Origin of the sequence: Actinoplanes lobatus, assembly GCF_014205215.1 — a bacterium.
Taxonomy (GTDB): Bacteria; Actinomycetota; Actinomycetes; order Mycobacteriales; family Micromonosporaceae; genus Actinoplanes; species Actinoplanes lobatus.
In genome coordinates this window covers 7,398,029-7,420,642 of sequence record NZ_JACHNC010000001.1, presented here as the reverse complement: position 1 = coordinate 7,420,642, position 22,614 = coordinate 7,398,029, and the positions used below count along the sequence as shown (strand labels likewise).

Sequence of the window (22,614 nt, the reverse complement as noted above, 5' to 3'; positions counted from 1 at the left end):
CCTGGGCCGAAAGCCTCGGGCGGCACCCTGATCGTGTCCAGCGGTTGGCGGCCGGCGGGCGTCAACGGGTTCCGGCGGCCAGGAACATCGGGATCGCCAGCATGAGGCGGCCTGTAGCGGCCCGGTGGTCCTGCTCGCCGATCCACTGCTGGGCCTCGGCCTCGGTGATCGCGCCGGTGTCGCGGGCGGCGATCGCGTGTTTGGCCAGCAGCAACCGGGTCAGGGCGTCGGTGAGGATCATGGTGTGCACCTCGCACACGACGTCACCGAAGCCGGCATCGAGCAACAGGTTGCGGTAGGCGCGGGCGATCCGCGGATGCGGGATCGTATCGGCCCGCGCCGTGATGATCCGCCGGGTGAGATCGGCCATCGTGGAGTCGACGACCAGGGTGTCCCAGTCCTGTCCGATCAGCACGATCCGCCCGCCCGGGGCCAGCACCCGCCGGGCCTCGGTCAGTGCCGCGACCGGGTCGGGCAGGATGTGGAACACCTTGTCGGCCCGGTAGCCGTGGGCCTCACCGTCGGCCAGCGGCAGGTCGGTGGCGTCGGCGGCGCGGACGTCGATGCCGGGGAACCGCGAGCGTGCGGCGCTCAGCATGGCCGGGTCGGGGTCGACCCCGACGGCTCGGGCCCCGCGGTCCGCGAGTTCGGCCACCACGCGCCCGGTTCCGCACCCCACGTCGATCACTGTCGCGTCCGGGTTCAGGCACAGCAGCTGATAGCCGCGCTCCCGCAGGGCGACCGCGCCGGGCATGCTGTCGAGCGCGTCGAGCGCCTGGATCAGGGTGGCGGAGTCGGTGTGGTCAGTGTGTGTCTTCGACATCGGCCGAGTCTGCGACTTAAGGTCGACGTGAAGTCAACAGCCGCGGAAGAGGCCGGATGGAGTTCACGATCGGCGAACTGGCGGGCCGCTGCGGCGTCGCCACCCACGTGCTGCGGCACTGGGAGCAGGTGGGTCTGCTCTCCCCGGCCCGCCGGGTGGCGGCGCGCCGCGTCTACACCGAGGCCGATCTCACCCGGGTCGCTGAGATCCAGATCTGCAAGGACGCCGGTTTCACCCTCGACGAGATACGTGAGCTGTTCACCGCCGCCACGCTGGATGCTCGCCGTTCCATCCTGCGCGCTCAGTTGGCCCGGGTCCGGGATCGCATCGCCCGTCTGAGTCTCTCCGAGACGATGTTGGAGCACGGTCTTCGCTGCGCCCACGACGACCATCAGGCCTGCCCCCGCTTCCAGTCGATGATCATGGCCCGCCTCGACGGCGTCCCTCTCGCCAAGGCCCTCGACCACCCCTGAGCGCCCAGTCCAGGTAGTCGATCATGGCGTTGGTCAACCGGCTGCTCCGCCGGCACCCCGGCTCGCTGCGGGCTCTCGTCGGGCTGGCGTGAGAGTTCGGCAGGGATTTGGATGCCCGCCAGGAAGGGCGCGTTTTGCGCCGAGTGATTTCTCGATCTTGGTCAGGCTCCTCATCAGCGTCTGAAACCCGCGGTGCTCATCAGCCACTCAGCGCCACCATCAGGGCGACCCACGCGGCCATGAACGCAATCACGATCAGGCCGCCGAGGCAGCCGAGCGCTATCCCATGAGTGAACGACACGGGGATCTCGATCCCTGGGTAGCGCCGCCGGGCCTCATCGGCGGTGAGGCCCGCGGTGTCGTGTGGCAGTGCGGACGCTTCGATGTTGACGCCCAGCGCGACAGCGAGCGGTTCGAGCCGTTGGAGGTCCCAGGCTTTGTGCCACAACGTTGCCAGGACGCGCTCGCCTTCGCCGAGCAGCAGCACGACCGCGCCCTGCTCAAGGTTTGTGCGCAGCGGGACATACCACAGCACCTTGATCTCCGCGCGCGGCCAGGAGGCGTCGGGGCCCCACCAGTTGCGCACGGTCAGGGTCGTGTCGTCCAGCATGATGCGCATGATGCGGCGGCGCAGCCACAACGCGGCTATGAACGCGAACAGCAGCAGGAACATCGAGCCGATCGCCGGGACCGCCCACCAGCCGACGCCCTCGACCCCGCGGCGCGGGCTGCCGAACGCGCCGCGCAGCGTTATCCCGGTCAATGCCAGAAGGCCTACGACCGCGGCGGACGGGCCAATGCGGATGCGCTCGAGCGGTGCGGCGCGAATGACGACGCGTGCGCTGGGCATCGGCGGCTCCGGCTTATCGGCGCGAGCATTCCACGAAGGCGCAGAATCCGGCAGGCACGGATCCAGGGCCAGAATAGATCGACGGCTACCAGCTCGACTACTCTCCGACGCCCGCCTGGCGTTCCATGGTGATCGTCGACTACCTCACCGCGAAACAGCCCCACCTCATCTATCGCATCGCGCTGACCATGGGGCTGGCCCCGCCACCGGCGTCATCGAGGGCGCACGCCGCTACCTGGTAAGAGACCGCCTCGCGATCACCGGAGGGCTACACCCACACGTCAGTGTCGCCTACACCGATCGGGCGCGAGATCGACTGAGGACAATTCGATCGCCGGGTGGCGGCGGAGTGCGTACGGTCACGGAATGTCTTCGACCGCAACGCCTCCGCTTCGGCCTCGCGCCCTGCGCGCCGGTGATCTCGTCGTGGTCGCGGCGCTGTCCGGACCACTTTCCGCCGAATACGAACCGCATGTCGAGCAGACGGTGGCCGTGTTCGAGAAGATGGGTTTCCGGGTGCGCCGGGCCCCGCTGCTCGAGGTAGGACGGCAGCGCTGGTGGAGCGCCGCCACTCCGGCGGAGATCGCCACCGAGCTCAACGGCTTCCTGCGCGATCCCGAGGTACGCGCGATCATCGCCAACGACGGCGGCCAGACAGCGCTCGGCTACCTCGACCTGATCGACGTCGAGGCGATCAGAGCCGACCCCAAACCCATCCTCGGCTACAGCGACATCTCGCTGCTGCATCTGGTCCTTCATGCGCGTACCGGTCTGGTCGGTTTCCACGCCGACATGGCCACCCCCGGCTTCGGCGGCCATTGGCAGACGGCGCCGCCGTCGCGCCGAGCCGAACTGGAAGACCTCTACCACCGGCTGCTGACCAGCACCGACCCGATCGGCCCGCTGCCCACCCGACCGTCCTGGGAGTGCTGGCGTCCCGGCCGCGCCGAGGGCCCTCTGATCGGCGGGGTGATCAACCGGATCGTCCTGGCCCAGGCGACGCGCTTTGCGCTTCCCCCGGACCGGTACGACGGAGCCGTACTGTTCTGGGAGGAGATCAGTGGTGCGGCCGCGCACGTGTGGAGCTACCTACAGGTGATGCGCCACGCCGGCATCCTCGACCGCATCTCCGGCATGGTCGTGGGCACCCCGCGCGACATCCACGGCCTGGAGGACCCGAACACCTCCCCCACCCTCGCCGAGATAGTTCTCGACGTCCTGGGCGACCGCGACATCCCGGTCCTCGGCAACGTCGACGTAGGACACGCCGGCCCGAACCTGCCGATGCCCGTCGGTGTCCGAGCCGCCCTCGACGCCACCCAGCGAACGATGTCGTTGCTCGAACCCGCTGTGGTCGGCGACGATCAGCTGTCTTGAGGGTCGCTTCCCGGCCAGTCGGCTCCGGTGAGGGTGGCCACCAGCCGGCCGTCGGCGAGCGTCACGCTGACGTCCATGCCGGATGCCGCGCCGTCGGCGAAGGCGCTGGGCTCGGTGGCCAGGAGTACGAAGTGCAAGGGGAAGGGCGGCCAATCCTCGTGGGGGATGCCGTCGCCGTCGAGCTGCAGATTCGCCTTCCATCCCGCCTGGCAGAGCACCGAGACGAAGACGCCCAGGAAGTCGGCGTGGGCCAGGTGATCGGCGTCGTCGATGAGGACGGCGAGCCCCTGCCCCGCCGTCCCATGGCCGTGCCAGTCGTGCAGGCAGTCAACGAGCGCGTCCCAGTTGTGGCCGAAGTACCCGGGGAATGACAACTCACGTGCGAAGGCCGTGAAGAGCGATGCCGGGTTCCGTAATTCGGCGCCATCCATCCGTACGATCATGCCGCCTTGATCCCGCAGGGCGTCCGCCTCGGCGGTGACCCACGGGTCTTGCGCGCGGGTGACGACGACCCACGGTGACCGGCGCTCGGTGAGGGTGGGGTTCCGCATGCCGATGATCCTTCCAGTTCAGCGGAACAGGCGGTCGAGTTGGTCGTCGATCAGGGACATGGCCTCGCCGGGCTGGTAGAGGCCGATGAGGATCGGGCCGACCAAACCCTGGGTGAGGAAGTAGAGGGCAGGCGCCTCGCGGTCGGGGTCGATGCCGTCGCGTAGTTCGCCGAGGCGGGCCGCCTCGCGGAGGCTGGCGGTGGAGATGGTGAGGATGCGCGCGTACCCGTCGCGCAGTTGCTGGGCGTATTCGGGGGTCACGGTGGCGGCGGAGAAGAAGGCGATGTTGACGCACGCTTCTTCGCGGCCGGGTTCGTCGACCGGGAGCATGACGGCGGCGGCGGCGCGCATCACGTCGCGGCGGGTGGGGTTGTCGAGGGCGGCGAGGGTGGCCTGCATGCGGGCGAGTACCCGTTGGCGCATGTGGCCGAGGGCGAACAGCAGCATCTGGTGTTTGGTCGGGAAGTAGTACTGCACGGTGCCCATGGAGACGCCGGCCTGTACGGCGACGTCGCGCAGGCTGACGGCCTCGAATCCGCGGGTTCCGATGACGGCGAAGACCGCTTCGGCGAGAAGCCGGCGGCGCTGTTCGTGGTCGACCTGCTTCGGCACGGCACCGAACCTATCTCATGCGGGCGCATTGCAAGGGATGGCCGCACCCCGTTATCATGCGAGTGCATGAAAAAGGAGGCACGGCATGACCATCGAGTACGCCACGAACGGTGACGCCCGGATCGCGTACGAGACGTTCGGCTCCACCGGTGAGCCGCTGCTGCTGGTTCTGGGGATCGACTATCAGATGGTCTGGTGGAACGACGCGTTCTGTGAGCGCCTGGTCGAGGCCGGCTTCCATGTGGCCCGCTACGACAACCGCGACACCGGCCTGTCCACGCACTACCCGGAGCCGGCGAAGGGCGGCCGCCGCCCGCTGTACACGATGAACGACATGATCGGCGACGGGCTCGCGGTGATGGACGCGCTCGGCTGGGCCGACGCGCACGTCCTGGGTGGTGCGTCGGCGATCGCGCAGGGCATGGCGCTGCTGCACCCTGACCGGGTCCGCGGCCTCACCCTCTGCATGAGCAGCCCGGCCGACGCGGGAGTCCTGCGGACGCTGCGCTACCTCAAGTTCGGCATCTTCAAGGAGTTCCGCAAGCTGCCGAAGGCCACCACAGCGGAGCAGAAGATCGACAACGAGGTCGCGATCTACCGTGCGCAGGCCTCCCCCGGCTATCCGTTTCCGGAGGAGTGGGTCCGCGAGGCGGCGACGCTCGGTCACCAGCGCTCGCCGCGCGATCCGCGGACGACGCGGCGGCACATGGCCGCCGGCCGGGCGGTGAAGCTGCCGCCGCTGTCCGGCGTCACGGTGCCGACGCTTGTCGTGTCGGGCGCCGACGACCCGATGCTCAAGCCCAGCGCGGGCCGTGATCTTGCCGCTCGGATTCCCGGCGCGCAGTTCGTGGAGTATCCCGGCGTGGGCCACGACCTGCCCGAGGGCATCTGGGACGACGTGATCGCCCGGATGCCCCGCTCCGCCCGGATCGCCTGATCGGTAGTCCTGGATACCGGCGGCCCGCTGGCCCGAGGATCAGAGATCCTGGGTCCAGACGCCTCGGGGATGCTGGTCGGGCCGAAGCCAGAGGCTGGGTTGCCGGTCACGGGCCGTCGGCTCGCATTCGGAATCTGTGGGGAATCGCTCGTGACTGTCGGCCCACAGAACCTGGATGAAGGGAATCGGAGGGCGACGGTAGAAGGCGATCGCGGAGCCGAAGAACGCCTTGTACCAGCGCGGTTCGATGGTCTTGAACAGGACGGGGTCGCCGTCGATGATGTGGCTGCGCTCGTGGTCGGGCTCGGGCGGCCATCCGTCTGCGGTCTGTCCGCCCAACGTGTTGAGGCAGGCTTTCATGGTGTCGATCTCCAGGCCGAAGATCGCCAGTTCGGGTTGGCGGTGGCTGTGCCAGAGTCCGACGGTGAATGCCCAGCCAGGTCCGAGATCGTCCTCGGGTATCTGCACGACGCTCCAGCCATGCTCTTCGACGTGGCCGATGGTGTTGCGGTCAGTCGCGTCGAACTGGTCCCGGTCTCCATGGTCTTGGCAGATGACGCAGGGACAGGTTGGCTGGTGGGCGCTCACTGCGCGAGAGTAGATCACCGCTGGACATGGCCGTGTTCATGGTCACGGCATCAGCCGGCGGCGACCGCGACCCGGCCGCGGCCGTGGTGTTTGGCCTCGTAGAGGCTGCGGTCGGCGTCGGAGAGCAGGGCCGGCAGTTCGGCCCGGCTACCGTGGTGCACGCCGATGCTGACCGAGACGGTGAGGCCGGCCGCGATCTCGCCCCACGGATGGGTGCGCACCGCGTCCAGGATCTGCCCGGCCCGGGCCTCCGGCACTCCCGGCAGCACCTCGGCGAGGATGACCACGAACTCGTCCCCGCCGAGCCGGGCGGCGAGGTCGGCGGGCCGGACCTGGGCGGCGAGGATGTGCCCGAGCCGGATCAGCACCAGGTCACCGATGTCGTGGCCGAATCGGTCGTTGACCTTCTTGAAGTGGTCCACGTCGATCATCATGACCGCGTAGGACCCATGGTCGATGGTGGCGCCGAGGCTGTCCAGATAGGCCTGGTACCCGCGACGGTTGGCCAGTCCGGTCAGGTCGTCGACGACGAGGTCCCGGCTGAGCCGTTCGTGTTCCTGGCGGCGGCGTTCGACGGCGATGGCGTCGCGCATGGCGGCCATCCGGTCGAGCCGGTCGTTCCAGCGCAGTCGGGCGAGCTCGTCGCCGTACCGGATCGCGGTGGGGTTGGTCCCTGGCCGTTTGGCGATGAGCGCGAGTTGCAGCAGGTAGACGCGGGTCGGGAGTTCGTAGGGGAACTCCTCGGTGGCTTCTTCGGCCAGTTGCGCGGCGTGGGCGGCGTCGCCGGCGCGGGCGGCCCGGATGGCGTCGCTCAGGGTGGCGATGCGTTGGTCGACCGGCACGCTGCGGTCGGCGGGCAGTCCGGTGACGGCGGCGAGAAGTTCGCGGTTGCCGTGGAACTCGACGACCCAGACGGGCGGCCATTCGGCGTCGGTCATGTCGGCGAATTCTTCGGTACGGGTAGGCCAGTCGCCGATCTCGGCAAGCCCGGCCGCCCAGTCCAGCGACAGGTCGACCTCGTTGATGGCCACGACGCGCAGCTGGCGTCTCGCGGTGGGGCTGGTGTCGCCGGCCATGATTTGCCGGGTGCGTTCGTAGTACTCCTGGGCGAGTTCCCAGAATCCGAGTACGTGGGCGACGCAGCCGACCTCGATCAGGGCGGCTGCCCGGTGCACGGCCGGCTCGTCCGCGGGGTGGTCGAGCAGCCCGACGGCCTGGACCAGCAGGCGGGACGCCGAGTCGCCGTCGCTGCTGGTGCGGTGGGTCCTGGCGCGGCGGGCGGCTTTGACGGCGAGGGCGAGGGCGAGCAGGGCCGGGCTGTCGAGGGCGACGGCGGCGGCGAGCATGGCGTCGACGTGCTCGGTGTCGTCGAGTCCGGCTTCCAGGCAGGCCAGGGATCGGGCGAAGTGCAGGAGCAGGCGTACGTCGTACCAGCCGTGGGCGATGGCCTGCTGGTCGGCGGCCTCGACCCGGGCGGCGTCGTGGTGCCCCTGAGCGGCCTCGATCAGCAGGTACGCCTGTTCGATGGCGGTCGAATGCTGATCGGTCACCGCATCTCACCGTTCTCGATCTCGGATGGCAGTTCTCCAGGTATATCGTCTGCCGCCCCCAAAACCTGGGAACTTCTCGCATGTCGCCGCATCGAGGAGTCTTGACCCCTGGCGGCTTGTCGTTACCGTTCGGTACGTGACGAAGGCTCTTGTTCTCGGCGGCGGTGGCGTGACCGGCATCGCCTGGCATCTCGGCGTCCTCTGCGGCCTGCAGCGGGCGGGTGTCCCGCTCGGCGACGCCGACACGATCATCGGTACGTCCGCGGGTTCGGTCGTCGGCGCGATCCTCGCCGCGGGCACCGACCTGGAGGCGGCGGTCACCGTCCAACAGCAGGAACAGCAGCGTACGGGCGGCGGCGGCCGCAGCCGGGACACCGGCGCCGCGATGGCCGCCATGGCGGTGCTGGCCGATCCGTCGGTGCCGCCGCGGGAGGCGCGCGCCCGGGTGGGTCAGTTCGCGCTGGCCGCTGCCACGCTCGACGAGCAGGCGTACCTGGCCCGGATGCAACCGCTGCTGCCGGTGCACGAGTGGCCCGCCCGTGACCTGCGGGTCCTGGTGGTGGACACGGCCGACGGTGAGGATGTGCTGTTGGGGGCGGCGTCCGGCGTACCCCTGGTGAAAGCGATCTCGGCGAGTTGCGCCGTGCCCGGCCTGATGCCGCCGGTGACCATCGACGGGCGCCGCTTCATGGATGGTGGCGTGCGGTTCGGCGCGGGCGCCGACCTGGCCGCCGGCGCCGAACGGCTCGTGGTGATCGCGCCGATGGCGTGGCTGGGCCGGGACCGGATCGTCGCCGAGATGGCCGCGTCCGGCGCGGCGAAGACGCTGCTCATCGAGCCGGACGCGGCCGCGCTGGAGGCGTTCGGCCGCGACTTCATGGATCCGGCGGCAAGGCCGGCGTCGGTGCGCGCCGGCCTGCGGCAGGGCGCGGACCTCGCCGAGGCGGTCCGCGCCGTCTGGTGAGAATCGGTCAGGGGACGAGGGGGCCGGTCAGCGCCGCGCGGGCGGCCGCCTCGTCGCCGGTGACCGTTTCCCACGGCAGCGGGCGGCGGTTCCACAGCGCCAGCATCAGCTCCTGCGCCGTACCGGTCAGGGTGGCGACCGGCTCCCCCGGCCCGAGCACCCACGACCCGCCGAGATCGGTGGCGGTGAACCGGACGGCCGCTTGCGGTTCGACGGCGAGTCCGCGTTTGATCATCCGCGGGACGAACACTTCGATGACCTCGGCGATGCCGTCGCCGCACAGCTGCGGGCCGAGCTCGGCGGGCCGGCCGAGCGCGTGTTCGGCGTCCCAGCGGTGCACGAGCGTCTCGAGGCAGCGGCGGCGTCGCCAGAAGGCGACGGTCCGCGGCGGGGCGAAGGTCCAGGCCTCCGCGGCGGGCTCACGCTCGAGCGCTTTTTCGAGGGTACGGGCGGTGCCCTCGAACCATTCGCCCAGATCCTCCGGCGGCGGCTCCGGCTGGTAGTCGCCGCGCAGCTCGGTGATGGCGGTGGCGGCCCACAGGTTGCCCTGCCCGAGGTGAACGGTGAGGTCACGCAGTGTCCAGTCACCGCAGTGCTCCACCGGCGCGGTCAGGTCCCCGTCGAGGCAGTCCTGGTAGGCGGCGAACTCGTCGTGCAGCAGGGCGAGGTAGTCCATCAGGCCTTCCGCGGGGTGCGAGTGAGACCGACTCGATGTCGTCGATCTCTCCGATGTCACGCACGTACGGTACCCACCCCCGATCAACACGTCGTGCCGGCGGGTTGTTATGTTGTTCAGGCAGGTCCGGGTGGCGGAATGGCAGACGCGCTAGCTTGAGGTGCTAGTGCCCTTAACGGGCGTGGGGGTTCAAGTCCCCCTTCGGACACGAACCGATGACCAACGGTGCGCGGCGATCTCAAGATCAGCCCGCACCGTTCTGGTATCCGGCAGATAGGTCAGCCGCAGCTTCGGGTGGCTGGAAGCCCAGGAACACCAAGTCCGTCCGTCGCGGGCTGACGCCAACGGTCAGCGATACTCGACGCTCGGTCTCGGTCTCAGCGACAAACCACACGTCGTTCTTGCTATGCGACGATGGCCCGGTGGCTCATCGGGATGCGGGCGTTGTGGTGTGGGATGTCGACGGAACGCTGATTCCGGCTGATCTTCGCTGGTTGCGCCGTGCGATCGCTGCGACGTATCAGCTCAGCGAGTCCGACGTGACGTTTCCAGAGAAGAAGGTCCACGGCTACACCGACGAGTCGATCGTCGTCGACACCGCGGTCGCCTCTGGCATCGCCGTGTCGGAGGCCGAGGCCGGTGTCGCGCGGTTCGGGACCGTTATGGCTGGGGTGATGGAGAGGGGCCGCGAAGAGTTGGTCCGGGTCCAACCGCCCTATCCGGGTGTCGCCGAAAGCATCGCGGCGCTGCATAAGCTCGGTTTCGTGCAGACGGTGCTCACCGGGAACCTACGCGCGGCTGCCGATGTCAAGATTGCGTCGTTGGGGTTGGGCAGCGAGCTTGATCTCGATATCGGAGCTTACGGATCAGACGCCCGGGATCGGTTTCAACTGCCGGCGGTCGTCGCGCGCAGGTACCTGGAAAAATACGGCGTGGAACTGGCCCCGAAACGCACGGTGGTGGTGGGTGACGCACCGAACGACATCGCATGTGCCAGGAGCGCGGGCTGGCGGGCCGTAGTGGTCGCGCACCGCGTCAGCAGCGAGGAGTTAGCGGGCTACGGACCGGATGCCGTACTTGACAGTTTGGAACCCGGGTCGGTCGTGTCGACGATCGCCTCCTTGACGTCGGCAGGCTGAGCGGCAAACGGGCCGAGGTCAGGCGGTGGCCATGCGTTGGTCGAGTTCGCGGATCAAGGGTTCATTGTTCCAGCGATGCAGCCCTTCTCGTGCTCGTTGAGCACGGGAGATACCGCGGAGATTCCCGATTCTTTGCAGCTGTTCGTAGGCGCTGCCGAGCGTCGTGCAGGCGGCGTCTAGTTGATCGGTCAGCCCGTAGGCGCTGGCGAGATCGACCCGGGCAGCGAGGGCAACGTTGATGTTGTTCTGATCGTCAGCGAGGGCGGCCGCCGCACGTTCAAGGTAGGTGATGGCCGTTTCTGGCTCGTCGAGCAGCAGATGGCAGGTGCCTTCATAGACCTGGAGGCGGGCGGCGCTCCAGTCACTGAAAAGGCCGGTCCGGTCGGCGGCGGTGATCTCGGAGGCGCTCTCTCGGGCCCGGTCGAGTGCGGCTTCGACCTCCTTGGGCAGGTTCAGGACGGCATACGCCTGGGCCTGCTCCGCGGCGATCCTGGTCCGTGCGGCTGCGGTGAGGTGGCTGCCGGCCGCGGCGGCTTCGTCAAGGAGTCGAAGCCCGGTCACGATGTCGCCGTCGGCCTGGATCAGGGTGGCGGCGCCGGAGTGCAGGTTGCTCTCGAAGATTCGGGCAACGGCGCCCAGGCGGGTGTCGCCGAGTTGGCTGGCAAGCGTGCGAGCGTAGGCGCAGTGGGCCAAGGCCATGTTGTGGTTGCCCTGAGCGCTCCACAGTCGGCTCGCGACGATCGATGCCTCACCGAGCATCGCTCCGATGTCTGCGTTGATCCTGTCGCCGGCCGACTTGCGGTAGAGGGTCAGTAGGCAGTCGCGGTGCGCTTCAACGAGGCTGAGCAGGGCTGCGGGCGGTACTGCCTGGCGTTGTTGAGCGAGCACGCTGGTCACCACGGCAAAGCTGCTCCAGTCGTCACGGTCCCCTGCCTCGTGAAGGACGTGCTCACCGGACGTTCCGAGTGCCATCGGGTTGATCTGCTCAGTCGTGCTGGCGGGAGTGGCCGGCTCGATGTCCGAGGTGGCGACCGACGATCGTACGATGTAGAAGCCGAGCTGGTGATCGGCTTCAACCTCTAGGACGCTGCGGAACGCCTCCCGCCGAAAATCAGCGGGCCAGCGGGTCACGCCGCGCTCAAGTCGGCCGATATCGGTCTCATCCCAGTTGTGGTGAATCTGATGGGTCTCCCACAGGTAGGCGTTGAGGGCATCGGCTAGTTCTTGTCGCGACATCGGCCGTCCAGAACCGGACGGAGATGGGCGCCGCTTCCGCGCTCGGGCAAGGTCTACGTTTGCCGGCCTCTTTTTCACCAGTTCAGCCTCCTGTTCTCTCCGCTCGGTGGACAGCCGCGCTTTGGTCCTATTGCACCGGCGACCCGACGCGGTCGAATTCGTCGTCGGTGACGCCGCCGATGAAGGCGTCCCATGCGGCGGAGGTGAATCGCAGGACCGGACCGGTGGGGTCTTTGCTGTCGCGTACGGCGATGATGCCGCCGTTGGCGAAAGCAACCTCGACGCAGTTGCTGGCGCCGTCGCTGCGGCGGGACTTGCGCCAGCGCGGAAAGGTGTCGTCGGTCATCGTCGGCTTCCTGTGCGTTGAGGTAGTTCCTCGGCCGCTGCGGCGAGGAAATCGAGGCTGTCGGCCGGCTTCAGTGCCGCTTGGCGAATGCGCTGGTAAAGGTCCAGGTAGTGACGGGTGTCGGCCGAATCAGTGAAGACCAGGTCAGAGGTGACGGTGTCCACAGCGACGACCACCGGATCTGTGGGGTCGCGGTACCGGTAAGTGGAGAACGCCGAGGCAGGCACCGTGTGCCCGGCTAATGGTGCAGCCAGCGGGAGGATCAGGATAGTGACCTTCTTGCGGCTCCGACCGGCATCGACGAGATGGGACAGCTGGGCTCGCACGATCTCCGGTGGAGCGGCGGGCCGCCGTACGGCCAGTTCGTCGATGATGACTTCATAGTCGGGCCCGTCGGTGCGGTGCAGGAGACGTTGACGCAGAGCACGGGCTTCCAGAGCACGGATGGGGTCGAACGTCTCGGGACGGGTGCCGCGGTTGGCATGGGCTCGAACCTCGGTGAACGCGGGATCTGCAGGAGCCCGGGAAGCAGAGTGAGCTGGTATTCGGTGATCGAGCGTGCGCCGGCTTCGAGATCGGCGTAAAGGGCTTGCCGTGGACCCATCTCGTCGCGGAATTTCTCCCACCAGCCGCGTTCCCGGGCGTCCCGAGCGATGGCCATGATCTGTTCCCAGCGGCGCTGACCGACGTTGAGCGCGTCTAGGATGCGGATCATCTCGTCGTCGCTGGGCCGCACATGGCCGTTCTGCAGCTGACTGATCCTCTGCCGGGGAAGACCAGTCGCCGTGGCGAGCTGCTGAGTGGAGTAGCCGTGCTCCTCGCGTAGGCGGAGCAGCTCGGCCGCGAGGCGACGGCGCCGCACATAGGGGCTGACTACCACGGGCACCTCCGACACGAGTCGACCATTGACCGCCACCGAGACTGTCCGGCCGTTCGGCACTGTCCGGTGCGGCCAGAGCGTAACCCCGCATTCGGCGACCAGGCGGCTGCAACAGCAGGCCACACGCTATGAATGCACAGGTCAGAGGCGGTCCACCTGGCAACTCTCCTATTAAGAATCCTGGTATTTCGAGGTTCCGGCCGATCCGACTGTCGGTGATCGTAGGCACACCACACGCGACATATCGATGCCGCGAAGGTCGTCGGAGATCAACCGGACAGGGGGTTCATGGTGCTCGCAGCAACGACCTACTACGCAAGGTCAGCCGAGAAGCTCCGTGCGGCGCAGGCGTTGCTCGATGAACATGTGACGTCGAGTGCCACGGGTCGCTGCTTGGCGTGCGGCTCCTGGGGGCCGTGCTGGCGTCGAGAAAGCGCAGTGATCGTCTTCTCGCGGACGCTGCGGCTACCGACACGGCAGCCAGGGGCGACTCGCCCTGAACTGGTCGGCGCGGTACGCGTCGGCGGACCTGGAACCCTGGCCGGTTAGCGATGACCCCCGTGGCCGACGGCCCGGCGTCGCCGGCTCCCACACCTACGGAGCCGCCCAGCGACGCCGCACAGCACAACCCGACCACGCATCCGCCTTCTCGGCCGTCCTGGCGATGCGAAAACTGCGGAAAGCCGTGGCCGTGCGAACAGCGCCGCGAGGAGCTACTCGCCGAGTTTCGTCGCGATCGGCTCGCGTTGCTGTTGTACCTGGCGGCGCATCTGGTGGATGCGGTCGACGACTTCCAGGAACACGGTACCGATGTCGCACCTGACCTGTACGGACGGTTCATGGGCTGGGCCCGCCGTCACCCGGCCGGCACGGCCGACAGCGATCGCCCGTAGCCGTGGCCACAGCCTGGCAACCGGGTGCGCGGCCCCATCCAACACGGCGACCAAGTCCAGGAGAGACGTCATGCACCGAAGAGAACAGCGCCGCTGGTGGCAGTTTCTGCTGCTCCAGCCCGCACGGTGCGTCTGCAACATGCGCTGGCCGTGCATCGAGACCCGGATACGGATACGGATGCGGGCCGAGGAGCACCGTACGCGAACCGCGGTCAGCGACCCACCAAACCGTTCCCCCAGCAGAATCGCGGCCGACATTGCAGGCCGACCGCATGGGGGCGGTTCGCCGTGCTAGTCCCGCGAACGCAACACCAGGGAACACGGCCCGGCTGGGACTGCCAGGTCTGCGGGCAGCCGTGGCCGTGCCCCACCGCCAAGGTCGAGCTCAGCGAGCAGTACCGGAACTTCCCGGCCGGCCTGTCGCTGCTTCTCCACTCGTTCCTGATCGAGGCGGTAGACGACTGGACCGCCGATGCGAGCGGGCCGCCGTCCGACCTCTACGAGCGTTTCGTCGGTTGGGTCGAGCCGGCTGAACCCAACGGCGCCCTGGTCCGGGAGGCACACATGGTGAAGCGGTACGGGGTGGCCGGCCTGCTGCTGGACGTGATCGACATGCCGGTCGTCGTACACATCGGCAGCACGCTGGTCGGCGTCGGCCGGGCGTACCTGAGCGAGGGTCGGATCGTCCTCGAACCTGACCCGGACGACATGGGCGCGGCGGTCGAGCAGCTCGTCCTCGACAGTGCCACGGCGGCGAAGGCCATGGCGACGATCGACGAGGACGGCTCAGTCGAGCCATCGCAACGCCGGAGCAGGGCCTTCGATGCGTAAGGCCGCCATCGCCCGCAAGGCGACCAGTTCGCCGCGTTCATGCTGGTCGCAACCACGTCCCTCGATACTCCCGGCTCGGCGGATGCTTCCCCCTGGCACCGCCGAGCCGGGTCCGAACCGCAGCCATCGCGATACGACGGCTGAGCCATCTCCGTAGGCGAGGTCGCCGGAAGCCGTTGTCCAAGTAAGCCGTACGAAGGGATTTGCTGATGAACGCCACCGAGGCGAACGAGCCCGAACAGGGCACGAGGGACACGGAGTCCGCGGATGAGGGGGCCGTGCAGCGTGCCGCTCTCGTGGCGGAGTTACGTGCCCGGGGGAAGATCACGACCGCGGTGGTTAAGGCAGCGTTCCGGGCTGTTGCCCGTGAGGCGTTCATGCCGCCGGGGACCGAGCTGGGTATCGCGTACGGCTACGACAGTTCGGTGGTGACGAAACGCGGCGCGGACGGTGCGGCGTTGTCGTCGGTGTCGGCGGCCTACATTCAGGCACGCATGTTGGAGCAGGCCGAGTTGCGGCCGGGCATGACGGTGCTGGAAATTGGCTCGGGCGGGTTGAACGCGGCGTACATCGCCGAGATCGTCGGCGAGCGCGGCCGGGTGGTCAGCGTGGACATCGATCCGGAGGTCACCGACCGGGCCGCGAAACTGCTGGACGAGACCGGGTACGGCAGCCGGGTACGTGTGCTGGTCGCGGATGCCGAGCAAGGCGTGCTCGGCGAGGGACAGTTCGACGCGATCATCGTGACGGTCGGGGCTTGGGACATCGCCCCGGCCTGGCTGCGGCAACTGGCCGACCACGGCGTCCTGGTCGTGCCGCTGGTCATGAACGGGGTCACCCGAACCATCGGGTTCCGCCGTGCCGGCGACCACCTCGTCAGCTCCTCCGTCGAAGTCGCGGGCTTCGTGGCGATGCAGGGCATCGGCCGCCACCACGAGCAAAGGTTCACGCTCACCGGACCCGACGGCAATGACGTGACGGTCCGCTTCGACACCGACGCCCCGGCCGACCCCGATGGCCTCGACGGGGTCCTCGCCACCGAGCCCGCAGAGATCTGGTCCGGGGTGACCTTCCCCCACCAGACGTCGTGGGCGGACCTCTACCTCTGGTTCGCCTGGTACCTGCCGGGGTTCTGCCGGCTGTCGGCCACCGACGGCAGCGTGCTCGGCCGGCGTGGGCAGTGGTTCCCGTTCGGCACCATGCGCGGAGCCGGCCTGGCGTACCTGGTGATCCGGCCCGCGATGGAGGGTGCCGGTGTCGAGTTCGGTGCCCGCGCCTTCGGCCGTGACGGCGAACCGGTCGCTGCCGCGCTGGTTGCGCAGATCCGCGGGTGGGACCGCGGCAACCTGCGCGCCGTGGCGCCGGTGTTCGGCTACTGGCCCGTCGGCGGTGACCAGTCTCAGATTCCCGACGGCGCCGCCGTGATGGCGAAGACGCACGGCGTCGTAACGATCTCCTGGCCGGCCGAGGGCTGAGCAGCGCGCGGCTCACACCCTTCGCCCGGTCAGGCGGCCATATCCCCTTCCCGTAAGGAGAGTGATGTCAATGGCACCGCCGACAGCAACCCTCACCCCGCCCGCGGAGGACGTCACCGAGGACGACTTCCGGCTGGACATGCGGGTCGTCGAGCTGGCGATCCCGCTGGGCGCGGAATGCAACACCGATGACGGCTGCGGCGAGACGTGCGACACCAGCGCCTGCAGCACGTCCTCGTTCGACGTCGCCTGATCAAGCGGTTTCCTCCCACGGTTGCCGGAGCCCGCCCGAGGTGGGTTCCGGCAACCCCACCCCTCGTGTACGGAGGTGCGGCATGCCGATCGCTCACCACCGGTACCACCTCGTCGGCCCTGTCCTGGTCCGCGCCAGTACCTTCCCGGAGCACCCCCTCCCGCCGCCACCCGACCCGACAGCCACCATCGAACAAGCATGGGCCTGGCTGGCCGCGGCCTGGGCCGACCCGATACTGCAAGAAGCGGTCACTCTGGCCACCCCCGACCTCGCCGCCCGCATGCGACGCCTCGTGGACGCTCCTGGTGAGGCCTCGGAGCGCAACATCCGACGTGCGGTCGCGGCGATCACTACGTACCTGATGCGCTGGCAGCGGCGTGCCACGCCGTTCGGCCTCTTCGCCGGGGTGACCACCGCGACGGTAGGGGCGGCCGCTGCCAGTTTCGGCGAGAACCACCGGTCGGCCATTCGCGCGGACGCGGATTGGCTCGCCCAGATCGTCGACAAGCTTGACCAGGATCATGAGCTGCGCCGAAGGCTGACGGTGGTCGCCGACAACAGCATGGTGGTGCGAGGCGGCCGGGTCTTCGTCACACAACGGCCCCAGCCGGGCCCAGAGAAGCCGGGACCGGTGCGGGAAACCTCTACCCGGTGCACCCGTGTCGTGGCGGCGGCGCTCCGCGCCGCTACCCATCCCATCGGCTTCGAGGACCTACTCGCGCGACTCTGTAGTGACCTGCACGCCGACCGCGCCAGCGTCGAGGCGCTGCTGCACGGTTTGGTCGACGGACGGTTCCTGATCACCGGCCTGCGGCCGCCGTCGACCGCAGTGGACGGGCTGTCTCACGTACTGCACACGTTGGAGGCCGCCGGCGTCGAAGACATTCCCCGTGTGGCACCGACGGCGACTCGACTCAACCGGGTGCACACCTTGCTCACCCAGCACAACACCGCCACGGACGTGGCGGCACAGGCGGGTCTGCGGCGGTCAGCGACCGAGCTGATGAGCAATCTCGCCACTACCACCACCCATCCCCTCGCTGCGGACGTCCGGCTCGACGCCGAGGTGCGCGTGTCGACGGAGGTCTTGGACGAGGTGGCCCGCGCCGCCGAGGTGCTGCTGCGGCTGACCAGCCAGCCGTTCGGTCCGCAGGCCTGGTTGGACTATCACGTGCGTTTCCGCAACCGGTACGGACCCGGCGCCCTGGTCCCCGTCCGTGAGCTCCTCGCGGATTCCGGGCTGGGATACCCGCACGGTTACCTCGGCACCCCTGCGGCGCGACCCGTCTGGCGTACCGTGACGCAACGCGATGTGCACCTGTTGCGGCTGGTGCAGCAGGCGATGCTGGACGGAACCGACGAGATCCGCCTGTCCGCCACCGACATCGCGGCGTTGACAGTCGGCAACCACACGAGCGTCATGCCGCCAGAACGAATAGAACTGGGCGTCACCGTCCACGCCTGCTCGGCGCTGGCGCTGGACCGTGGGGACTTCGAACTTCGGATCATCGGCGCCCCGCGCACGCCGACGAGCATGATCGGCCGTTTCGTCTATCTACTCGACGCCAGTGACCGTGATCGGGTGGCGCAGACGTACACGACGGTGGCCGAGGCCGACGGCGGTGCGGTCACCGCACAGCTGTCGTTCCCGCCGCGCCGGATCCACAACGGCAACGTCACCAGCACGGGCAGACTCCAGCCGCAGACGGTGTCGATAGCCGAGCACCCGGACGGCGACGGGACCAGCCTTGACGACCTGGCTGTCACCGCCGATGCCGAGCAGCTTTACCTGGAACGATCAGCGACCGGCTCCCTGCCCTCGCGGCACGAATCGCCGCAGCACCACCCAGCGACGCCGCCGCATTTCTGACCGGCCACACCGGCGTCGCCTTGGTACTCGACAGCATCCGCACCGGCCGGCCGCCCCGTACGAGGTGGGACGCATGCCTACTGATCACCTGACCACAGCCCCGCTCGCCGCCCGCGTCGAAAGCCTCATCGCCGGCCACCCGACATCAGCCGACTACGGCACCGACGCCGACCTGGCGGAAGCCGTCGAAACCTATCGCGCAGCCGGACGAGCGGCCCTGCAACACCACCAAGAACAACGCTGGTTCCAGGCCCGCGTGACCCCGCTGGACTGGGCATGCGCCGAAGCCGACATCGCCGCCCAGGTCGCTCCGCACCTCGACCGGATGCACTGCAGCACCTGTCACCGGATAAGCCCCCGCTATTGGCACACAGTGGCACACCGGCACCTGAGAGGACGTTCCGGTAGGTTTAGTCCGTTTCCGGATCAGGCGAATTCCGGGCTATGTTTCGGTGGCGATCTCGCGTGCGACGAGGCGCTTCAGCTTCGCGCGGGTGCCTGCGACCTCTTTCGGTAGGGGTTCGGATCCAGTCGTCAGATTTCCTGTCCGTAGTAGCCGAACCGGCTAACCGTGACCGTCCCCTCGGCGGCGAAGACGCCGGTGACCCGGCCGGTGAACGAAGCCGCAGTTTCGCAGGACCAGTATCGGCCGTCGAGCTCAACGAGGCAGACACCCGCGGCGATCAGCCGAATCCGGTCGGCGCCGTCGTTGGCCGTGTTCCGGCCTGGTTCCGGCAGGCGGGTCTCGATGCGTAGTTCGACCTCGCCAGCCGGGATCTGCACGGTCCAGTTCTGTTCCAGATCGGCCAGTTTGGCCGTGGCTGTGACCGTGGTGCCGCGGGCTTCGAGCGACAGGTGGATGTTCTCGTCGTAGCGGCAGGCGAGCCCGCCCGCGCCGCCGCTGGCATCGATCGTTGCGGTGAACGTGCTGGTCAGGTGACGTTGCCTGCGGCCGATAAAGCTGGGCCGGAAGGCCCGCATGCCGCCGGCGACGCCGTGCAGGGTCAGCCGTCCCGGCGTCTCGGTGAGAGATGCGACCTGTGCGGGTGCGCGGCCGATGGCGAGCCAGCCGGGATCGTCGAGCGCCGCCGGGCCGGCGAAGTCGAAGGTCTCCTCGAACAAGCCCGTGCGAGGGACGGTAGGCAGCGGCTGCGGCCGGGGCCAGCCGTCCTGCCAGGTGACCGTGGTCGCGAAGGTTTCCCGGCCGAGCGGGGAGAACGCCGCGGTCCGGCCCAGTGTCCGGACCCCCAGCAGGATCAGCACGTCGTCGCCGCCGTCCGGGCCGGCGACGAGGTCGGCGTGGCCGGTGCATTGGATGCGGCTGGCCTGGCCGCTGGCGGTGAGGATCGGGTTGGCCGGCGCGCCTTCGAAGGGGCCGGTGATGGCCGGGCCGCGGGCGATGCTGACGGCGTGGCCGCGTTCGGTGCCGCCTTCGGCTATCAGCAGGTACCAGTGTTCGCCGCGCCGGAAGACGTGCGGCGCTTCGGGGAACTGCCGCCCGGTGCCTGACCAGAGCGAGCGCGGTGCTTCCAGGGCCTTGCCTGCGGTCAGGTCGACGCGGACCTGCTGGATGCCGTGATGTGTGCCGGCGTCCGGTCCGGTCGCGACGAAGCCGGAGTAGGTGACGTACGCCTGGCCGTCGTCGTCCCAGGCCAGGTCGGGGTCGATGCCTTCGATCCCGTTGATGGTGATGCCGTCGTCCCAGGGCCCGGCCGGGTTCTCGGCGGTGAACACGACGCAGCCGCGCGGGCTGCCGGTAATGATCACAATGAGGTGGAACCGGCCGTCGTGGTGGCGCAGCGTCGGCGCCCACACTCCCAGCCCGGACGCTGCCTGCTCGATGCCGAGCTGTTCGGGCCGGGTCGCGACGTTGCCGATCTGCTCCCAGGTGACCAGGTCGTGGCTACGGTAGATCGGCAGGCCCGGCAGGTACTCGAAGGTCGAGGTGACCACGTAGTAGAGGCCGTCGACGAGCACGGCGGTCGGGTCCGGGTGGAAGCCGGGAAGCAGTGGACTGGGCAGGGCTGGCACGGGGTTCTCCTGTGGGGTGGTCACCGGGCGTTGCGGACCCGGAGGATGGCGACCGCGCCGATCGCGGACAGCACGAGGGCAACGGCCCAGACCGCGCGGTAACCGCCGGTCAAGGCGACGACCTGGCCGGCTAGGACCGGGCCGAGGGCCTGGCCGAGGTTGGAGCCCAGGCCGGCGATGCCGAGGTCGCGGCCGGCGGCGTCCTTGTCCGGCAGCACGTCGATGAAGAGTGCCTGGTCGACCGGCAGGTAGATGCCGAAGGCGATGCCGGCCAGGATGCTCTGCAGGAACAGTGCGGGCAGCGCCGGCCAGAGCAGCGGGACGAGCATCGAGAACGCCATCAGCACGGAGGAGGCGATGACCAGCGGCTTGCGGCGGCCCATCCGGTCGGAGAGCCGGCCGGCCAGCAGCAGCGCGATGATGGTGCCGGGCAGTGAGACGGCGGTCAGCAACGGGGTCAGCCGGGTGGCTTCGGTGAGGCTCAGCGCCGGGGTGATGTAGCTCTGCAGCATGAACAGGGCGAACGTGGTTGACGCCGCATAGCCGAAGGTGAGCAGGATGCGGGCCAGCCAGACCCAGCGGAAGTCGTGGTCACGCAGCGGGATCAGGAAGCCGCGGAAGAACGGTCGCCAGCGGTGTCGCGGCACCACCAGATCGGTCGACGGGCGGTCGCGTAGCAGCAGGACGAAACCGGTGACACCGGCCACGACCAGGACCGCATACCCGTAGATCACGTCCAGGCCGATCAGCGGCAGCAGGACGCCGGCTCCGATGCCGCCGACGATGCCACCGGCGAAGTTCCCGAGGCCGCCGATGCCGGAGGTGGTGCCGACTTTCTCCTCGGGGACGCGGTCGGGGACGGTGGTCTGCAGCGTTCCGGGGATCATGTTCAGAACGGTTTGGGCACAGGTCCAGAGCAGGGCGAGCACCGCGATCGTGGGCGCGTAACGGACCGCGATCAGGAAGCCGGAGCCGACGATCGCGCCGAACATCATCCACGGGGCGCGGCGCCCGAACCGGCTGCGGGTGCGGTCGGAGAGCACTCCGACGACCGGCTGCACCAGCATGGTGACGACCACCGCGAGCGAGGTGACCAGCGCGAGCGCTCGGGCTCGGGCGGCGTCGAAGCCCGCGAGTAGGTCGAGCAGCCGTTGCTGTTCGGCGGTGGCTGTCGTGGTGCCGGCGGCGACCGCGGCTTTCAGGTCGTTGAGCGCGGTCAGGTCTACGCCGGCGTCGGCGCCGGTGAACCAGTTCGCGAACTCGATCATCTGGACCTGGTTGGGCAGCAGCACGCCGAGCATGCCGCCCCAGACGGCGGTGATCGCGGCGAACGCGAGGGTGTACCAGAGCAGGTATCGGCGGAACGTCCTGCCGCCCCGGTAGGTCATCGAGGTGCCGGGGGTGACCGGCGACGCTTGATCAATTGTCACGGGAACCCCTTGAACAGCCCGGCGAAGAAACGGAGCGGAGCCGAAGTGCGACCTGGCTCACGTGAAAACTGAGTAAAGGTTGAATTCAGGGCCTGTGTCAAGAAGATTTCCGGAGTTCTTGCTGACCAGTCGACTGGATTGCTAGCTTGCACTCAATATTCGCGTCGGAGGTTGGCATGAACACCGCACCGTCCCGCAAACGCGGCCCCTACCAGCGCTCCCGCGAGCGCCGCGAGCAGATCGTGCTGGCGGTCGTCGATCTGGTCGACGAACTCGGCCACGACGGCGTCACCACCGCGCAGGTCGCCGCCCGGTCCGGCTCCAGCGAGCCGACCGTGCTGTACCACTATCCGACCAAGGACCATCTGCTCGTGGCCGCGCTCGAGCGGATGGACGACATCGAGGCGGCAATCCTGGTCGACACCGACGAGGGCGCGATCCTCGATCTCGATGCGCTGCGAAGCAATGCCGATGCCACCGTGTCGATCAGCGAGAACCGGCTGCGCCTGTTCGTCGTGCTCAAGGGGCAGGCAGCCACTCCCGGCCACCCGGCCGGCGAGTACTTCACGCGGCGCACCGAACGAGCGATGGCGATCTTCGCCCGGCTGATCGCCGGGCGGCAGAAGGCCGGGCTAGCGCATCCCGGGCTCGACCCGCGGGAGACCGCGCGGCAGGTGATCGCGCTGTGGGAGGGCCTCACCTTCATGCGCCTGACCGACCCGACGTTCGATGTCGGCCAGTCCCTGATCGACGGCATCCGCCGCCTGACCTGCGAGAACTGGATGCGCGCCCTGGCCCTCCTCAACGACCCGACCAACGGAATCTAGGA

General features: G+C 68.7%; 23 protein-coding genes, 1 tRNA gene and 1 pseudogene. 13 read left to right on the top strand and 12 right to left on the bottom strand.

Features of this window, described 5'->3' with window-relative positions:
* Positions 1–61 precede the first annotated feature (61 nt).
* Positions 62–823, bottom strand: a complete 762-nt coding sequence (locus tag BJ964_RS33845; protein WP_188124448.1) for a methyltransferase domain-containing protein — start codon at positions 821–823, stop codon at positions 62–64.
* Positions 824–879: 56 nt separating this feature from the next.
* On the opposite strand from BJ964_RS33845, the gene BJ964_RS33840 reads away from it, so the two are divergent.
* Positions 880–1,296, top strand: coding sequence for a MerR family transcriptional regulator (locus BJ964_RS33840; RefSeq protein ID WP_188124447.1), 417 nt, complete (start codon positions 880–882; stop codon positions 1,294–1,296).
* A gap of 199 nt (positions 1,297–1,495) precedes the next feature.
* Here BJ964_RS33840 and BJ964_RS33835 read toward each other — a convergent pair whose 3' ends face one another.
* Positions 1,496–2,146, bottom strand: coding sequence for a hypothetical protein (locus BJ964_RS33835; RefSeq protein ID WP_188124446.1), 651 nt, complete (start codon positions 2,144–2,146; stop codon positions 1,496–1,498).
* 366 nt (positions 2,147–2,512) lie between these two features.
* On the opposite strand from BJ964_RS33835, the gene BJ964_RS33830 reads away from it, so the two are divergent.
* Positions 2,513–3,523 (top strand): S66 peptidase family protein, encoded by a 1,011-nt coding sequence (locus BJ964_RS33830; protein ID WP_188124445.1) that lies wholly within the window; start codon positions 2,513–2,515, stop codon positions 3,521–3,523.
* Here BJ964_RS33830 and BJ964_RS33825 read toward each other — a convergent pair.
* Positions 3,511–4,074 carry a barstar family protein gene (locus tag BJ964_RS33825; protein ID WP_188124444.1) on the bottom strand — a complete coding sequence of 188 codons (564 nt, stop codon included), beginning with the start codon at positions 4,072–4,074 and terminating at the stop codon, positions 3,511–3,513. The genes BJ964_RS33830 and BJ964_RS33825 overlap by 13 nt on opposite strands.
* Before the next feature lie 18 nt (positions 4,075–4,092).
* On the bottom strand, positions 4,093–4,686 hold the full coding sequence (locus BJ964_RS49285; protein WP_188124443.1) for a TetR/AcrR family transcriptional regulator: 594 nt from the start codon (positions 4,684–4,686) through the stop codon (positions 4,093–4,095).
* A gap of 85 nt (positions 4,687–4,771) precedes the next feature.
* Between BJ964_RS49285 and BJ964_RS33815 the strand changes: the two genes are divergently transcribed.
* Positions 4,772–5,623: an alpha/beta fold hydrolase gene (locus tag BJ964_RS33815; RefSeq protein WP_188124442.1), complete on the top strand. Its 852-nt coding sequence runs from the start codon at positions 4,772–4,774 to the stop codon at positions 5,621–5,623.
* Positions 5,624–5,662: 39 nt separating this feature from the next.
* On the opposite strand, the gene BJ964_RS33810 is transcribed toward BJ964_RS33815, so the two are convergent.
* Both BJ964_RS33810 and BJ964_RS49280 read right to left on the bottom strand, forming a co-directional pair.
* Entirely contained in the window at positions 5,663–6,211 is a 549-nt protein-coding gene (locus BJ964_RS33810; protein ID WP_188124441.1) for a DUF4262 domain-containing protein, read from the bottom strand.
* Between the two features lie 50 nt (positions 6,212–6,261).
* Positions 6,262–7,761 carry a GGDEF domain-containing protein gene (locus BJ964_RS49280; protein ID WP_188124440.1) on the bottom strand — a complete coding sequence of 500 codons (1,500 nt, stop codon included), beginning with the start codon at positions 7,759–7,761 and terminating at the stop codon, positions 6,262–6,264.
* Between the two features lie 136 nt (positions 7,762–7,897).
* On the opposite strand from BJ964_RS49280, the gene BJ964_RS33800 reads away from it, so the two are divergent.
* Positions 7,898–8,725 carry a patatin-like phospholipase family protein gene (locus BJ964_RS33800; RefSeq protein WP_188124439.1) on the top strand — a complete coding sequence of 276 codons (828 nt, stop codon included), beginning with the start codon at positions 7,898–7,900 and terminating at the stop codon, positions 8,723–8,725.
* Positions 8,726–8,732: 7 nt separating this feature from the next.
* Here BJ964_RS33800 and BJ964_RS33795 read toward each other — a convergent pair whose 3' ends face one another.
* Positions 8,733–9,401, bottom strand: coding sequence for a maleylpyruvate isomerase family mycothiol-dependent enzyme (locus BJ964_RS33795; RefSeq protein ID WP_188124438.1), 669 nt, complete (start codon positions 9,399–9,401; stop codon positions 8,733–8,735).
* Positions 9,402–9,525: 124 nt separating this feature from the next.
* Here BJ964_RS33795 and BJ964_RS33790 point away from each other — a divergent pair.
* Both BJ964_RS33790 and BJ964_RS33785 read left to right on the top strand, forming a co-directional pair.
* A tRNA-Leu gene (locus BJ964_RS33790) sits at positions 9,526–9,609 on the top strand.
* Positions 9,610–9,823: 214 nt separating this feature from the next.
* Complete coding sequence (locus BJ964_RS33785; protein ID WP_229807380.1) at positions 9,824–10,540, top strand: HAD family hydrolase; 717 nt, start codon at positions 9,824–9,826, stop codon at positions 10,538–10,540.
* A gap of 18 nt (positions 10,541–10,558) precedes the next feature.
* Here BJ964_RS33785 and BJ964_RS33780 read toward each other — a convergent pair whose 3' ends face one another.
* The 3 genes and pseudogenes from BJ964_RS33780 to BJ964_RS33770 all read right to left on the bottom strand — a co-directional run bounded on the left by BJ964_RS33780 (position 10,559) and on the right by BJ964_RS33770 (position 13,002).
* Positions 10,559–11,776 (bottom strand): XRE family transcriptional regulator, encoded by a 1,218-nt coding sequence (locus BJ964_RS33780; RefSeq protein ID WP_229807379.1) that lies wholly within the window; start codon positions 11,774–11,776, stop codon positions 10,559–10,561.
* A gap of 127 nt (positions 11,777–11,903) precedes the next feature.
* The gene (locus BJ964_RS33775) at positions 11,904–12,122 is read right to left on the bottom strand and encodes a DUF397 domain-containing protein (protein ID WP_188124436.1); all 219 of its coding nucleotides are present in this window, start codon (positions 12,120–12,122) and stop codon (positions 11,904–11,906) included.
* A pseudogene (locus tag BJ964_RS33770) lies at positions 12,119–13,002 on the bottom strand (helix-turn-helix domain-containing protein). The gene BJ964_RS33775 and the pseudogene BJ964_RS33770 overlap by 4 nt, the downstream one beginning before the upstream one ends.
* 560 nt (positions 13,003–13,562) lie before the next feature.
* On the opposite strand from BJ964_RS33770, the gene BJ964_RS33765 reads away from it, so the two are divergent.
* The 6 genes from BJ964_RS33765 (at position 13,563) to BJ964_RS33740 (ending at position 18,841) form a co-directional block, all read left to right on the top strand.
* On the top strand, positions 13,563–13,895 hold the full coding sequence (locus tag BJ964_RS33765; protein WP_188124435.1) for a hypothetical protein: 333 nt from the start codon (positions 13,563–13,565) through the stop codon (positions 13,893–13,895).
* 288 nt (positions 13,896–14,183) lie between these two features.
* Positions 14,184–14,726 carry a hypothetical protein gene (locus BJ964_RS33760; protein WP_188124434.1) on the top strand — a complete coding sequence of 181 codons (543 nt, stop codon included), beginning with the start codon at positions 14,184–14,186 and terminating at the stop codon, positions 14,724–14,726.
* A gap of 209 nt (positions 14,727–14,935) precedes the next feature.
* Positions 14,936–16,201, top strand: coding sequence for a methyltransferase, FxLD system (gene fxlM, locus BJ964_RS33755; protein WP_188124433.1), 1,266 nt, complete (start codon positions 14,936–14,938; stop codon positions 16,199–16,201).
* Between the two features lie 64 nt (positions 16,202–16,265).
* Entirely contained in the window at positions 16,266–16,454 is a 189-nt protein-coding gene (locus BJ964_RS33750) for an FxLD family lanthipeptide (RefSeq protein ID WP_188124432.1), read from the top strand.
* Between the two features lie 82 nt (positions 16,455–16,536).
* Complete coding sequence (locus BJ964_RS33745) at positions 16,537–18,324, top strand: lantibiotic dehydratase family protein (protein ID WP_188124431.1); 1,788 nt, start codon at positions 16,537–16,539, stop codon at positions 18,322–18,324.
* A gap of 73 nt (positions 18,325–18,397) precedes the next feature.
* Positions 18,398–18,841, top strand: a complete 444-nt coding sequence (locus BJ964_RS33740) for a hypothetical protein (protein WP_188124430.1) — start codon at positions 18,398–18,400, stop codon at positions 18,839–18,841.
* Between the two features lie 17 nt (positions 18,842–18,858).
* Here the strand turns inward: BJ964_RS33740 and BJ964_RS33735 are convergent, their stop codons facing one another.
* Complete coding sequence (locus tag BJ964_RS33735) at positions 18,859–20,355, bottom strand: glycoside hydrolase family 43 protein (RefSeq protein ID WP_188124429.1); 1,497 nt, start codon at positions 20,353–20,355, stop codon at positions 18,859–18,861.
* 20 nt (positions 20,356–20,375) lie between these two features.
* On the bottom strand, positions 20,376–21,785 hold the full coding sequence (locus BJ964_RS33730; protein ID WP_188124428.1) for an MFS transporter: 1,410 nt from the start codon (positions 21,783–21,785) through the stop codon (positions 20,376–20,378).
* 176 nt (positions 21,786–21,961) lie between these two features.
* Between BJ964_RS33730 and BJ964_RS33725 the strand changes: the two genes are divergently transcribed.
* Positions 21,962–22,612: a TetR/AcrR family transcriptional regulator gene (locus BJ964_RS33725; RefSeq protein ID WP_188124427.1), complete on the top strand. Its 651-nt coding sequence runs from the start codon at positions 21,962–21,964 to the stop codon at positions 22,610–22,612.
* The last annotated feature ends 2 nt before the right edge of the window (positions 22,613–22,614 follow it).